This window comes from Pseudomonas sp. EL_65y_Pfl2_R95 (assembly GCF_963971045.1).
GTDB lineage: Bacteria > Pseudomonadota > Gammaproteobacteria > Pseudomonadales > Pseudomonadaceae > Aquipseudomonas.
Genome location: NZ_CAXAOV010000003.1, coordinates 406,179 through 419,319 on the forward strand (window position 1 = coordinate 406,179; position 13,141 = coordinate 419,319).

The 13,141-nt window shown below is 54.8% G+C and carries 9 protein-coding genes; 2 read left to right on the top strand and 7 right to left on the bottom strand.

Features of this window, described 5'->3' with window-relative positions; translation table 11 throughout:
* Positions 1 to 61: 61 nt before the first annotated feature.
* The 3 genes from AACY09_RS12690 to AACY09_RS12700 all read right to left on the bottom strand — a co-directional run bounded on the left by AACY09_RS12690 (position 62) and on the right by AACY09_RS12700 (position 3,961).
* The gene (locus AACY09_RS12690) at positions 62 to 1,429 is read right to left on the bottom strand and encodes a DUF1329 domain-containing protein (RefSeq protein WP_339488421.1); all 1,368 of its coding nucleotides are present in this window, start codon (positions 1,427 to 1,429) and stop codon (positions 62 to 64) included.
* Positions 1,430 to 1,455: 26 nt separating this feature from the next.
* Positions 1,456 to 3,261: a DUF1302 domain-containing protein gene (locus AACY09_RS12695; protein WP_339488423.1), complete on the bottom strand. Its 1,806-nt coding sequence runs from the start codon at positions 3,259 to 3,261 to the stop codon at positions 1,456 to 1,458.
* 421 nt (positions 3,262 to 3,682) lie between these two features.
* Positions 3,683 to 3,961 (bottom strand): peptidylprolyl isomerase, encoded by a 279-nt coding sequence (locus AACY09_RS12700; RefSeq protein ID WP_339488426.1) that lies wholly within the window; start codon positions 3,959 to 3,961, stop codon positions 3,683 to 3,685.
* A 136-nt stretch (positions 3,962 to 4,097) separates the two neighbouring features.
* On the opposite strand from AACY09_RS12700, the gene AACY09_RS12705 reads away from it, so the two are divergent.
* Positions 4,098 to 5,312 carry a PilT/PilU family type 4a pilus ATPase gene (locus AACY09_RS12705; RefSeq protein WP_339488428.1) on the top strand — a complete coding sequence of 405 codons (1,215 nt, stop codon included), beginning with the start codon at positions 4,098 to 4,100 and terminating at the stop codon, positions 5,310 to 5,312.
* Positions 5,313 to 5,390: 78 nt separating this feature from the next.
* Here AACY09_RS12705 and AACY09_RS12710 read toward each other — a convergent pair whose 3' ends face one another.
* The 3 genes from AACY09_RS12710 to AACY09_RS12720 all read right to left on the bottom strand — a co-directional run bounded on the left by AACY09_RS12710 (position 5,391) and on the right by AACY09_RS12720 (position 8,259).
* Positions 5,391 to 6,023: a CoA transferase subunit B gene (locus AACY09_RS12710; RefSeq protein WP_339488429.1), complete on the bottom strand. Its 633-nt coding sequence runs from the start codon at positions 6,021 to 6,023 to the stop codon at positions 5,391 to 5,393.
* Positions 6,024 to 6,025: 2 nt separating this feature from the next.
* Positions 6,026 to 6,724: a CoA transferase subunit A gene (locus AACY09_RS12715; protein ID WP_339488431.1), complete on the bottom strand. Its 699-nt coding sequence runs from the start codon at positions 6,722 to 6,724 to the stop codon at positions 6,026 to 6,028.
* A 194-nt stretch (positions 6,725 to 6,918) separates the two neighbouring features.
* Positions 6,919 to 8,259: a short-chain fatty acid transporter gene (locus AACY09_RS12720; RefSeq protein WP_339488433.1), complete on the bottom strand. Its 1,341-nt coding sequence runs from the start codon at positions 8,257 to 8,259 to the stop codon at positions 6,919 to 6,921.
* A 253-nt stretch (positions 8,260 to 8,512) separates the two neighbouring features.
* Between AACY09_RS12720 and AACY09_RS12725 the strand changes: the two genes are divergently transcribed.
* Positions 8,513 to 9,298: an IclR family transcriptional regulator gene (locus AACY09_RS12725; RefSeq protein ID WP_339488435.1), complete on the top strand. Its 786-nt coding sequence runs from the start codon at positions 8,513 to 8,515 to the stop codon at positions 9,296 to 9,298.
* Between the two features lie 81 nt (positions 9,299 to 9,379).
* Here the strand turns inward: AACY09_RS12725 and metH are convergent, their stop codons facing one another.
* A complete protein-coding gene (gene metH / locus AACY09_RS12730) occupies positions 9,380 to 13,084 on the bottom strand; it encodes a methionine synthase (protein ID WP_339488437.1) in 3,705 nt (1,234 codons plus the stop codon).
* Between the last annotated feature and the right edge of the window lie 57 nt (positions 13,085 to 13,141).

Below are 13,141 nucleotides of genomic sequence, written 5' to 3' on the forward strand. Positions count from 1 at the left end.
ACGGACCCGGAAGGGTAATAAGGCGGCCTTTCAGCCGCCTTATTGGGGTCAGCAATGAGCCTTAACGCACGCCAGCATTACGCAGCGCGGCTGGAGTGAAGTCTGCAGCAGTTGCTTTGACATCAAACTGCACAAACTCTTTCTCTTCGTTGCTCATGCCCGTGACAATGTAGCGACCAGCGATCAGGTCATACAGACCTTCAAATGCAAACGCAGGCACCTGACGCTGATAGTACTGCATTGTCATGGCCTGACCCACGCGCCATAGCTGACCACGCCCGTCATACAGGTCTGAGAGCACGATGGTCCAAGAGTCTTCATCCATAAAGAAAGTACGTTTGGCGTAAATATTACGCTCACCGGACTTCAATGTGGCCTGTACTTCCCAAACGCGGTGCAACTCGTAACGCGCTAAGTCCTGGTTGGAGTGACCTGCCAGTAACAGATCCTTGTACTTCAGAGAAGGGCTGGCGATGCGGAAGTTGTTGTACGGGATGTACATTTCGCGCTTGCCAATCAGTTTCCAGTCATAGCGGTCTGGCGCACCGTTGTACATGTCGAAGTTATCCGAGGTACGCAAGCCATCTGCTGCGGTGCCTGGACCGTCATACGCAACCTGAGGAGCACGGCGCACACGACGCTGTCCGGCGTTATACAGCCAGGCCATACGTGGTTCTTTAATCTGATCAAGCGAGTCATGCACCAACAGTACGTTACCTGCTAAACGCGATGGTGCAGTAATGCGTTGCTTGAAGAACAGCAGAGCATTCGCTGCTTTATCGGCAGACAGATCTGGCATGAAGTCCGGGAAGGCTACTTCGTCCTCGAAATTTACTGCAGTGAACGATCCATTGGTCTGAGGCGTGGCCTGGATGTACATGCGCTTGAGGTTACCACCGCGATACCGGGTGATATGGTTCCATACCGCCTCCACACCGCTTTGTGGGATTGGGAAGGGGTAGTAACGGCTATCTGTAAAGTTTTTCAGGCCGTTGCCGCCTTCCACAAGCGTGGTCTTAGCCGCACTGATCTTGGCTTTTTCCTGGATATCCTTGGGGACGGTTGCCGAGCGGTGAGTCACAAAGACCGGCAACTTGAAGGTTTCAGGGTAGCGTTTGAGCATGGCGATCATGCCCGGCGAGAGTTTGTCCTTGTACTGGTCCATGTTCTGGGCAGTAATGGTGAACTCAGGCTTCTCGCTGGCGTAAGGGTCACCCAAAAAACCATTGGCTGTTACCGGGGCTGCATCAACCGGAAGACCACCGGTCCAGGCTGGGATTGTGCCGTCGGCATTGCCAGCCATTTCAGCACCTAGCGGAGTCAGGCTGGTGCCGAGTTTAGCGACTTCTGCGGGCGGAACTGCCGCTATGACACTGCTAGCCAGTAGCGTCATAGTGATTGCAGTGATCAGTTTGCTTGTTGTTTTCATAAGACTGATTCTCTGTGCTGACAGAATTAGAAGTTTACGCCGAAGCTGAGGGCAACAAAGTCGCGATCAGTCGACACGTTATAGTCGCCGCCGAAAAACTCGGTGAGGTTAAGGCTGGCGGTGTACGTATTCAGGTATTCAGCGTCGACACCCAAACTGACAGCTTTAGAGCCTTCGTTAAAGGTAGGGCCGTAACCTTGCACATCGTGCGAGAACGCCATGTTTGGCTTGAGGTTGATGCCAGCGAAGGCATCGTTGTAGTCAAGCACGCCGCGGGCACGGTAGCCCCAGGATGAACTGGTGTAGAAACCATGTGATCCGTAACGGTCTGCCGCCTCTGCGTTTTCGGGTACGCCGTAGGTCGCATCACGGCCAAAACGATTGCCAACCTCATCGGTCATTCCGCCAACCCGGGTATAACCCACCTCACCAATAAGGGTTAAACGGCTAGCCCCCATAACCTGATCGAAGAAGTGAACGAAGGTGGTTTGTGCCTGCGTAACCTCTTTACGCTGGTAGCCGTGAGTCTCCAAACCTGCTGTGGCCAAAGCGCCCGGTACACCACCTGTGACCAGGCCATCCACTACAGTGGTTGCCAGATTGGGTGTAAGGTCAGTGGTGTTGGTTTGCAGCGGCATATTCGGTCGATAGCTGAGTTCACCCGACCAGGATGTCCCGGTAGGAAGGGTGGTCGAGAAGCTCAGGCCGTAGAGGCGAATATCTTCAGGGTACTCAAGAAAATAGCTGCCACGACCGATCAACAATGCTTGCGCGCCCAATGCACCGGCAGGCCCGGATAACGATTGCAACGCTGCACCAATGCCGGCCTGGTCAGTGTTCTGCATGCTGACGATAGGTGTGCGGCTGTGGTAGTTCATGAAATAAGCACCGTATTCGGTCTCATCTCCCAACCAGCGCAGAGCCAAGCCGTATTGACCGGAGTCACGGGCATCACGATCGCCACCACGTGGCAGTAACAAGCCTTCATCCTCAACCGTGACACCCGGCAGAAGACCTGCAGCGGCTGCACCTTGCAGCGCGCCAATAGCCGCAGGCTGGAGAATATTGTAGTTGGTATCGCAGCCGTCCGCCGCGACGTCGGCACCGGAGAAGAACGTGCCGCAGTTATCGATAACAGTCTGGTCCCATTCAAGCTGGTAGAAGGCCTCAGCTGAAAGGTTTTCGTTGATGCTCTGCGACAGGTAAAACATGTTGACTGGGATCAACCCTTCTTTGATCTCCGCGCCAGGACGGCGGAACGCCGAAACGTCAATTGGGTTGATCGAGTTGATGCTGTTACCAATGAAGGTACTTTCGCCCCAGCTAACCACTTGCTTACCCAAGCGCACGCTGCCTGGTACATCACCAATGGCATAGTTGTGGTAGATGAATGCATCAAGAATTTCCGCACCGGAAGATTGCGCGCTGACCTTGCGGTTATGGTCGTCGATGTCTTTGAACTCGCGGCCCTCATCCTTCAACTCAAAGTCGTACCAGTATTTGCCACGAACAAATACGCCGGTATCGCCATATTTCAATTCCAGGTCATGGATGCCTTTAAAAATCTTTGAGAAGGTTTTGTTCTTTTTGAAGTTAAGACGACCGTCGTCGTTAGTCTGAGTGAATGCATTTCCGCCGTTAGCCTGGCCGATCAGATCATTATCTGGATCTTCAGTTGACCAACTGGCCCCAACCGACAGTGAGGAATCAAATTGGCCTTCAATCTCCCCAATATTGAAATTGACTGCATAGGCTGGCGCAGTACTGCCAAGGGCGACAGCGATTGCTAGGGTGCGTGGACGAAATACCGCGGGCCATGTTGTTGTTTTCATACGGCTCTCCAATGGATGTAGGTGCAGCGGTAATGACATTAGCACGCAAACCGTGGCCTTTATTCACCCCAGGTATGAATTTGGATCTTTAGTCCCTAAGTATGAACATAGCTCTAGAATAGGGGTTTGAAGGCATCAATACAGCGGTGAATACCTTGATATCAAGCAGATCTTTAGTGCATTCATCATGGCGCTTATAAGGGATTAATACATAAGGTGTAGACCTAAACCAACGCGCGAAAAGCCAGGGGTTGAACAGCCAGGGTTGAGCACAACGAAGGCCGCGATGAGCGAGGGCGAATAAGACCGTCAAGCAGGCGACCTGAGCGTTGGGTCAGACGACTTATTGGGTGAGCATGCTTACGCCTTGGCAGAAACCAAAACGCCTGCTTGAGAGCAGGCGTTCTGTCAGCCAGAGGGCTTAGTCACGGTAAAACACTTGGACTAGATGGTAGCCAAACTGGCTTTTGATCGGGCCATGCACTTCGCGCAGGGGCTTCTTAAATATCACCTGATCAATGGCCCGGACCATTTGTCCAGGGCGAACTTCACCCAGATCACCTCCACGCTTGCCGGATGGGCAGGTTGAATACTTGCGCGCCAGTACATCAAAGGCTTCACCCGCGGCCAGGCGTTTTTTCAGTTGAACGGCCTCAGCCTCGGTTTTCACTAAAATATGTTTCGCCATTGCTTTAGCCATGGGCGCTTCCTCACAAGTTCTTGCGGCGTATTGTGCCAGTATTTAGCACATCTTGGCGGGCGAACTGGTGAGCATCTGCCGCTCTACCGGGTTGTCGCTCGTCTACTGTTAAAGAACTTGTCTTGCGGACGCACTCATGGATATTCAAGCACTACTCAAAATCCTTTCCAGCCAAGACGGCTCTGATCTGTACCTGTCTACCGGGGCTCCGCCTTGTGCCAAGTTTAACGGCATGCTCAAGGCATTGAGCGCCGAGCCGTTGAAACCCGGCGAGGTTGCCGGCGTGGCCGATGCAATTATGGATGCGGCGCAGCGAGAAGAATTTGAGCGCGAGCTGGAGATGAACCTGGCGATGTCTGTGCCGGGCGTGGGGCGCTTTCGTATCAATATCTTCAAGCAGCGCAACGAGGTGTCGATTGTTGCGCGTAACATCAAGCTGGATATCCCCAAGTTCGAAGATTTGAAACTGCCCGAAGTGTTGCTCAACACGGTGATGGAAAAGCGTGGGCTGGTGTTGTTTGTCGGCGGCACCGGCTCCGGTAAGTCAACATCACTTGCCGCTTTGATTGATTACCGCAACCGCAACAGCGGCGGGCATATCATCACCATTGAGGACCCGGTTGAGTACGTACACCGCCACAAAAAGTCGATCATTAACCAGCGAGAAGTGGGTGTGGATACGCGCAGTTTCCACGCCGCGCTGAAAAACACCCTGCGCCAAGCACCCGACGTGATCCTGATCGGTGAGATCCGTGACCGGGAAACCATGGAGCATGCGCTGGCGTTTGCCGATACAGGCCACTTGGCCATTTCAACCTTGCACGCCAATAATGCCAATCAGGCGCTCGATCGGATCATTAACTTTTTCCCGGAAGACCGGCGTTCGCAGTTGTTGAATGACCTCGGTAACAACCTCAAGGCATTTGTATCCCAGCGTTTGGTAAAGACCACTGATGGCAAACGCCGCGCTGCGGTAGAGGTGCTGTTGGGGACGCCGACCATTCGTGATCTGATCAAACGCAATGAGTTCTCCGAGATCAAGGAGATCATGGAGAAATCAAAGAATCTAGGCATGCAGACTTTTGATCAGGCTTTGATCGACTTGGTTAACCAAGGTGCTATTGATGAGGAAGAAGCGGTTAAAAATGCTGACTCGGCCAACAACGTCAGGCTCAAGTTAAAACTGTATCGCGAAACGCCGCCAGCGCCTGCTCCAAGCCCGGCAGTTGCGCCCGTCGCACAGGCAAAGCCTGCTCCCGTTGCGGATGCAGCTGACTGGGGACTTGAATTGAAGCTTGAGGAGATTGAGGTGGAAACACCGCCGGAAGATCCGGGCAGAAAAGGCATTTAGCGCGGCTCCTGCGAGCGGTGCCTGACTCACCGTAATGCTGCTCAGTCCAACTGAACAGCATTACGGCGAGTTTCAGGGTTAGTCGTGTAGCAATTTGCAGCCCGTAGCCGCTTGGACTTCGTCAAAACTGACGCCATCGGCCAGTTCAACTACGCGCATGCCTTGTTCGGTGACGTCCAGCACCGCAAGGTCCGTGATGATTCGGTCAACCACGCCGACGCCAGTCAATGGCAGGTCACAGCTGGGCAGGATCTTATGGGCATCGCCTTTAGCGGTATGCTCCATCAATACCACCACGCGTTTGACGCCAGCGACTAGATCCATCGCGCCGCCCATGCCCTTGACCATCTTCCCCGGGATCATCCAGTTGGCCAGGTCGCCTTTTTCCGAGACTTGCATGGCGCCGAGAATCGACAGATTGATGTGGCCGCCGCGGATCATCGCAAAGCTCGCTGCGCTGTCAAAAAAAGCGCTGCCGGGCAGGGTGGTGATGGTTTGTTTGCCGGCATTGATCAGGTCGGGGTCGACTTCAGCTTCAGTTGGAAAGGGGCCAATGCCCATCAGGCCATTTTCGCTTTGGAGCCACACATCCATGCCGTGTGGAATATAGTTAGCGACCAGCGTAGGCAGGCCAATGCCAAGGTTCACGTAGAAGCCGTCTTTAAGCTCTTGGGCGGCGCGCTGCGCCATTTGTTCGCGTGTCCAAGCCATGATTAAGCGCTCCGAAGTGTGCGTTGTTCGATGCGTTTTTCCGGTGCGTCATTAAGCACCAGACGCTGCACGTAGATGCCCGGCAGGTGGATATGATCTGCCTCCAGCTCGCCGGTTTCGACGATCTCTTCTACCTCGACAATGCACACCTTGGCAGCCGCTGCGGCGAGCGGGTTGAAGTTACGCGCGGTTTTGTTAAAAACCAGGTTGCCGGACTTGTCGGCTTTCCAGGCTTTAACCAAGGCGATGTCGGCAGTCAATGAACGTTCCATCACGTACCATTCGCCATCAAACTCCCGGGTTTCTTTACCTTCCGCGACCAGCGTGCCGTAGCCCGTCTTGGTAAAAAACGCCGGGATACCTGCGCCGCCAGCACGAAGCTTTTCAGCCAAGGTACCTTGTGGGGTGAATTCCAGTTCCAGCTCGCCGGCCAAGTATTGACGTTCGAACTCTTTGTTCTCGCCCACATAAGACGAAATCATCTTGCTGATCTGCCGGCTCTCAAGCAGTAAACCCAAGCCAAATCCGTCGACACCTGCATTGTTGCTGATCACCGTCAGGTTACTTTTACCGGTGTCACGCAGGGCGCCAATCAGCGCCTCAGGAATGCCACACAGGCCAAAGCCGCCAACCGCGAGGGTCATGCCGTCTTCAATCAATCCGGCTAGCGCTTCTTGCGCACTGGGGTAGATTTTATTCATCTGATTAGCTCCTTAACGAGTGCCCGGTCGCCGCTTACCTATGCCGAACGGTAGGGTGGATGACGCTTTTTGCATCCACCATTTTCAGGGGCGCGGGCTGCTCAGTTGCTTGCTCATTGTTAAGCGTTTTGGTGATGGGCCCGTGAATTATTGAACCAGGGTGGACAAAATTTGGCTTGTCCACCCGGGTGGGATCAGCCGAAAAAGTACAAACAACCGGAGATAACGATACCCGAGTAAACCAGCATCAACAGGCAATAGCCCATGATGTCACGGGCACCCAAACCGGCAATGCCGAGTAGAGGCAGGGCCCAGAAAGGTTGAATCATGTTGGTCCAGGCATCGCCCCAGGCGATAGCCATTGCCGTCACTGCTGGCGCGACGCCCAAGGCTTGGCCAGCCGGCAGCATAATGGGGCCTTGCACAGCCCATTGACCGCCGCCAGACGGCACGAATACGTTAACGAAGCCAGCACTGAGGAAGGCCAAGACAGGGAAGGTATCGGCGTTTGACCAGGTGACAAATGCATCGGTGACCTGCTTGCCGAGGGAGATACCTTCAGCATTGGCGCCAACCATCATGCCCATGATGCCCGCATAGAAAGGGAACTGGATAACGATCCCACTGATGCCGCCGATGCCTTCTTGTACCGCACGCATGTAGCGCTCGGGCGAGCCGTGCAGAAACAGACCAATAAACAAAAACAGGCCGATAACGATATTGAGCGTCAGGGCAAAACCGTTGCTCGCAAAGTAGTAGGCGAAGTAGACAACGGCCAATGCAACGATGATCAGGTTGAGGATGCGGCTGTCGTCCAAGCGCTGTGCTGGCGTTTCACGTGGCAGCGCTGGGTTTTCCGCATCAACCAGCAAGCTTGGGTCCGCTACCTTGGGCTGGCTTGGGTGCATGGCACGGTTGAGCAAAGGCAGGCCGATAACCAACAGGGCAATGATCGTCAGGTTCATGGGGGTGAACAGGGTGTCGCCTACGCCAATGGCCGTGGTCACTACGCCGCCGGTCATGCGTGCCAGATCTGCACCGCCGGTGGCCAATGACAGAGGAATCGAGCCGGACAGGCCGCCGTGCCAGATCAAGAAGCCGGAATAGGCCGATGCAACAAGCAGCGGGTAATCGACGCCTTTGACTTCGCGGGCCAATGCCCGGGCAAACACGGCACCAATCACCAAGCCAAAGCCCCAGTTGATCCATGAGCCGGCTAATGCAACCAGGGTCACTAAAACAATGGCTTGGCCGGGGGACTTGGCTACACGAGCCAGTCCGCCGAGTAAGCGATGCACCAGCGGTGCGCTGGCGAGGGCATGACCGGTGACCAAAATCAGCGCCATCTGCATGGCAAAGGTCAGCAGGTTCCAGAAACCGCTGCCCCAATGCTGGGCCATCTGCGGCAGGCCCTGACCCGTGCTGATCATGCTGGCGACCAAAACGATCAGGCTCAGCAAAATCGCGAATACGAACGGCGAAGGCAGGTAGCGTTGGACAAGCTTTACGCTCAAAGCAGTTATTGATGCGAGCATGGTCGATCCTATGTTGTTGTTATGGCTGCAACCAAGATAGCGTTCTTTATTGCAGTGGGTGAAGTCGAGTGTTACCCAACGACGCTGGCCAGGCTATACGCGGAAGGTCTAAGTCGGGCATCTCGGCGCGCTTTAAAGACAGGCTCATGCTTGAGTGTAGCGCAGCGCCAGTTATGGGCCGTAATCAGATTTCGGATAACGTAATTTGTGTATAATTTTGCGTCAAGCCCCTATAACGCCGACTGAGCCCTGAATGGAAAAGCCGCAAATCTCCAGCAAACAGAAAGTCCGTTCTGCCGAGGTTGGCACCGACATTCTTAAAGCCCTGGCTGAGCTGAGCCCCGCGACATCATTGTCGAATCTGGCAGAGCATGTGCAGATGCCGGCAAGCAAGGTTCATCGTTACCTGCAAGCGTTGATTGCCAGCGGCTTTGCGCAACAGGATCAAGCGACCAACCATTATGCATTGGGCCGTGAAGCCTTGTTGGTAGGGCTCGCTGCGTTGGCCAGCATGGATGTACTTAAAGTTGCCGCTGCCCCATTGGCCGAATTGCGTGACGAACTCAATGAAAGCTGTTTTTTAGCGGTCTGGGCCAATAAAGGCGCAACGGTTGTGCAGTTGCAGCAAGCCAGCCGCGCGGTGACTTTGGTGACCCAGGTTGGTTCGGTATTACCCTTGCTGAGTTCGGCGACAGGTTTGGTATTTGCCGCGTATTTACCTGAGGTTGAGACCCGTGAGCTGCGCGAGCAGGAATTGCAGGCTAACGCCAATCACCCGTTGGCTGATGCCGCTCACTATCAGCAGCACTTGCTCCAGGTGCGTGAACAAGGACTACAGGCGATCCATGGTTTGCTGATGCCCGGTGTAGATGCGTTGTCGGCGCCGATATTCGACGCCTACGGGCATGTCGCTGCGGTGCTCACCGTGGTGGGGTCAGCCTCAGTGTTTGAAGCCGATGAAGCAGGTTTGGCGGCTGGACGGCTCAAGCAAACCGCCGAAACCATTAGCTGGCGGATGGGTTACGTGTCTGGTCAGTAGGCGCAGCGTTTTATCATGCTCGGGGTGACACTAAACAGCCCGCAAGTGCGGGCTGTTCAGAGGTGCATATCAGTAAGGTTATTAGTCGTCATAACCCAAGTTAGGGGCTAACCAACGCTCGCTGGTGCGCAGTTCTTGTTGCTTACGGGTGGTGTAGCTTTCGACTTGGTCCTTGTCGATCTTGCCAACGGCAAAGTACTGCGCTTGCGGGTGGGCAAAATACCAGCCACTGACTGACGCCGCCGGGAACATCGCATAATGCTCGGTGAGGAACACGCCACTCTGTTCATTATCATTGAGCAGGTCGAACAGCGTGCCTTTCTCTGTATGATCGGGGCAGGCAGGATAACCTGGGGCGGGGCGGATGCCTTTGTAGGCCTCTTTGATCAACTCATCATTGCTCAACTGCTCTTCTGGATCGTAACCCCAGTAGGTTTTGCGCACTTGCTGGTGCAACCACTCTGCGCAGGCTTCAGCCAAGCGGTCTGCGAGGGCCTTGACCATGATTGAATTATAGTCGTCGCCCTTGTCCTGATACGCTTTTGCCACCTCTTCTGCGCCAATACCTGCGGTGGTGATAAAGCCACCGATATAGTCCTGCACGCCAGATTCCTTCGGCGCAACAAAGTCTGCGAGGGAGAAGTTGGGCTTGCCGTCTGGCTTGATGGTTTGCTGGCGCAAGTGATGCAGTTTGGCCAGTGGCTTGCCGTCAGTACCATAGACCTCAAGATCATCGTGATCGACTTGGTTGGTCGGCCAGAAACCCAATACGGCACGCGCGCTGATCAGTTTTTCATCGATCAGTTTCTTGAGCATTTCCTGGGCATCGGCAAACAATGACGTGGCGGCTTCACCCACCACCTCATCGGTGAGAATGCGCGGGTATTTGCCCGCCAGATCCCACGAGATGAAAAACGGCGTCCAGTCGATAAATTCGGCCAGAACCGCCAGGTCAATATCTTCCAGGACTTTCACGCCGGTGAAGGACGGCACCGTGGGCTGGTAGCTTGCCCAATCAAATTGCGGTTTCTTGGCGATGGCCTGGCTGTAAGTTAAACGCTCAGTACGCGCACTGCGGTTGGCGGTGCGCTCACGGACTACAGCGTAATCCTCACGGGTGCGCTCAACAAAGCCTGCTTTGAGCTCTTTCGACAGCAACTGGGTGGCTACACCCACCGCGCGCGAGGCATCCGTGACGTAAACCACGGCATCGTTTTGATACTTAGGCTCTATCTTGACGGCGGTGTGCGCTTTAGAGGTGGTCGCACCGCCGATCATCAGCGGTAGGCTGAAGCCCTGACGCTGCATTTCCCGGGCGACGTGGACCATTTCGTCGAGCGATGGGGTGATCAAACCGGACAAACCGATAATGTCGCACTTCTCAGCGATGGCGGTTTGCAGGATTTTTTCCGCAGGCACCATCACCCCAAGATCGACAATGTCATAGCCGTTGCAGCCGAGCACTACGCCAACAATGTTCTTGCCGATGTCATGCACATCGCCTTTGACCGTGGCCATTAGAATCTTGCCCTTGGCCTCGGGCTTGTCGCCTTTTTCCGCTTCGATAAAGGGAATCAGGTGGGCAACGGCCTGCTTCATCACGCGGGCAGACTTAACCACCTGTGGCAGGAACATTTTGCCGGAGCCGAACAAGTCGCCGACTATGTTCATCCCGCTCATAAGCGGCCCTTCGATCACCTCGATCGGACGCGCACACTGTTGGCGGAATTCCTCAGTGTCTTCAACGATAAACGCCGTGATGCCTTTGACCAGCGCATGCTCAAGGCGTTGTTGCACTGGGAAACTGCGCCATTCTTCGGTTTCAGCTTCTTTAACGCTGCCGTCGCCTTTGTATTTATCCGCTAATGCCAACAAGGCATCGGTGCCGTTGGCTGTGCGATTGAGCACCACATCTTCAACCGCGTCACGCAGCTCAGTCGGGATCTGGTCGTAAATCTCCAGCTGACCGGCGTTAACGATGCCCATGGTCAGGCTATTCTGGATGGCGTAATACAGGAATACCGAGTGAATCGCTTCACGTACCGGGTTGTTACCCCGGAAAGAGAAGGAAACGTTGGACACCCCACCAGACGTTAGCGCGTAAGGCAGGTTGTCGCGGATATAGGCGCAAGCATTGATAAAATCGACCGCGTAGTTGTTGTGTTCTTCAATGCCGGTGGCAATGGCGAAAATGTTCGGGTCGAAAATGATGTCTTCCGGCGGGAAGCCGACTTCATCAACCAAAATATCGTAGGAACGCTTACAGATTTGCTCTTTGCGTGCCTGGGTGTCCGCCTGGCCGTCTTCGTCGAAGGCCATTACCACCACGGCGGCGCCATAGCGCTTGCACAGTTTGGCGTGGTGCTTGAACTGCTCGACACCTTCTTTCATCGAGATCGAGTTAACGATGCCCTTGCCTTGAATACACTTGAGGCCTGCTTCGATCACTTCCCACTTGGAGGAGTCAATCATGATCGGCACGCGCGAGATATCAGGCTCACCGGCAATCAGATTGAGGAAGGTGACCATGGCATGCTTGGAATCGAGCATGCCTTCGTCCATGTTGATGTCGATCACCTGAGCGCCGGCTTCGACCTGTTGCAAGGCCACTTCCAGCGCTTCGGTGTAGTTGTCTTCACGGATCAGGCGGGCAAACTTGGCCGAACCGGTGATGTTGGTCCGTTCACCGACGTTAACGAACAGCGAGTTGCGGTCGATGGTGAACGGCTCGAGGCCAGACAGGCGGCAGGCTTTAGGGATGTCTGGCAGGGCGCGGGGTGGATATTTGGCAACGGCTTCGGCGATCGCCTGAATGTGGCCAGGGGTGGTGCCACAGCAGCCGCCAACGATATTCAAGAAACCCGCAGCGGCAAACTCTTCAACCACGGCCGCCATTTCAGCCGGGGTTTCGTCGTATTCACCGAAGGCGTTGGGTAAGCCGGCGTTAGGGTGAGCAGAAACGTGGGTTTCGGCTTTATTGGACAGCTCTTCCAGATACGGGCGCAGGTCTTTGGCGCCGAGTGCACAGTTAAGGCCCACGGAAATCGGTTGGGCGTGACGCACCGAGTTCCAGAACGCCTCAGTGGTTTGGCCTGATAAGGTACGACCCGATGCATCGGTGATGGTGCCGGAAATCATGATCGGCAGCTCGACGCCAAGTTCTTCAAACACCTGCTGTACAGCGAAAATCGCCGCTTTGGCATTGAGCGTATCGAAGATGGTTTCGATCAAGATCAGGTCAGAGCCGCCTTCTATAAGGCCGCGGGTCGCTTCGGTGTAGTTTTCAACCAAAATATCGAAGGTGACGTTGCGATAGCCGGGGTTGTTAACGTCTGGCGAGATCGAGCAGGTCCGGCTGGTCGGACCGAGGACGCCTGCTACAAAGCGCGGCCGGTCTGGGGTCTCAGCGGTTTTCGCATCGGCCACTTGGCGTGCCAGGCGTGCGCCTTCAACGTTGAGCTCATATGCCAACTCTTCCATGCCGTAATCGGCCTGGGATACGCGGGTGGCGTTGAAGGTGTTGGTCTCAAGAATGTCGGCGCCAGCGTCGAGGTAGGCTTTCTCAATTGCGCCAATTACATCGGGCCTGCTCAGAATCAGCAGGTCGTTGTTGCCTTTGACATCGCTTGGCCAATCGGCGAAGCGCTCACCCCGGTAATCCTCTTCTTCCAGTTTATAGCTTTGGATCATCGTGCCCATACCGCCGTCGAGAATCAGAATGCGATCCTTTAAGGCTTGCTGGAGAGCGAGAGAGCGGGCGCTACGATCTGACAAAGACATGGACACAAATACCTGAAAATTACGGGATACAGAGGGGCGCGATAATAGCAAACCTGCACGCTT

What these genes read in the sequence shown, in the direction of transcription:
- AACY09_RS12690 (WP_339488421.1), bottom strand. Translation starts at nt 1,429, where the DNA reads ATGAAAACAACAAGCAAACTGATCACTGCAATCACTATGACGCTACTG.
- AACY09_RS12695 (WP_339488423.1), bottom strand. Translation starts at nt 3,261, where the DNA reads ATGAAAACAACAACATGGCCCGCGGTATTTCGTCCACGCACCCTAGCA.
- AACY09_RS12700 (WP_339488426.1), bottom strand. Translation starts at nt 3,961, where the DNA reads ATGGCTAAAGCAATGGCGAAACATATTTTAGTGAAAACCGAGGCTGAG.
- AACY09_RS12705 (WP_339488428.1), top strand. Translation starts at nt 4,098, where the DNA reads ATGGATATTCAAGCACTACTCAAAATCCTTTCCAGCCAAGACGGCTCT.
- AACY09_RS12710 (WP_339488429.1), bottom strand. Translation starts at nt 6,023, where the DNA reads ATGGCTTGGACACGCGAACAAATGGCGCAGCGCGCCGCCCAAGAGCTT.
- AACY09_RS12715 (WP_339488431.1), bottom strand. Translation starts at nt 6,724, where the DNA reads ATGAATAAAATCTACCCCAGTGCGCAAGAAGCGCTAGCCGGATTGATT.
- AACY09_RS12720 (WP_339488433.1), bottom strand. Translation starts at nt 8,259, where the DNA reads ATGCTCGCATCAATAACTGCTTTGAGCGTAAAGCTTGTCCAACGCTAC.
- AACY09_RS12725 (WP_339488435.1), top strand. Translation starts at nt 8,513, where the DNA reads ATGGAAAAGCCGCAAATCTCCAGCAAACAGAAAGTCCGTTCTGCCGAG.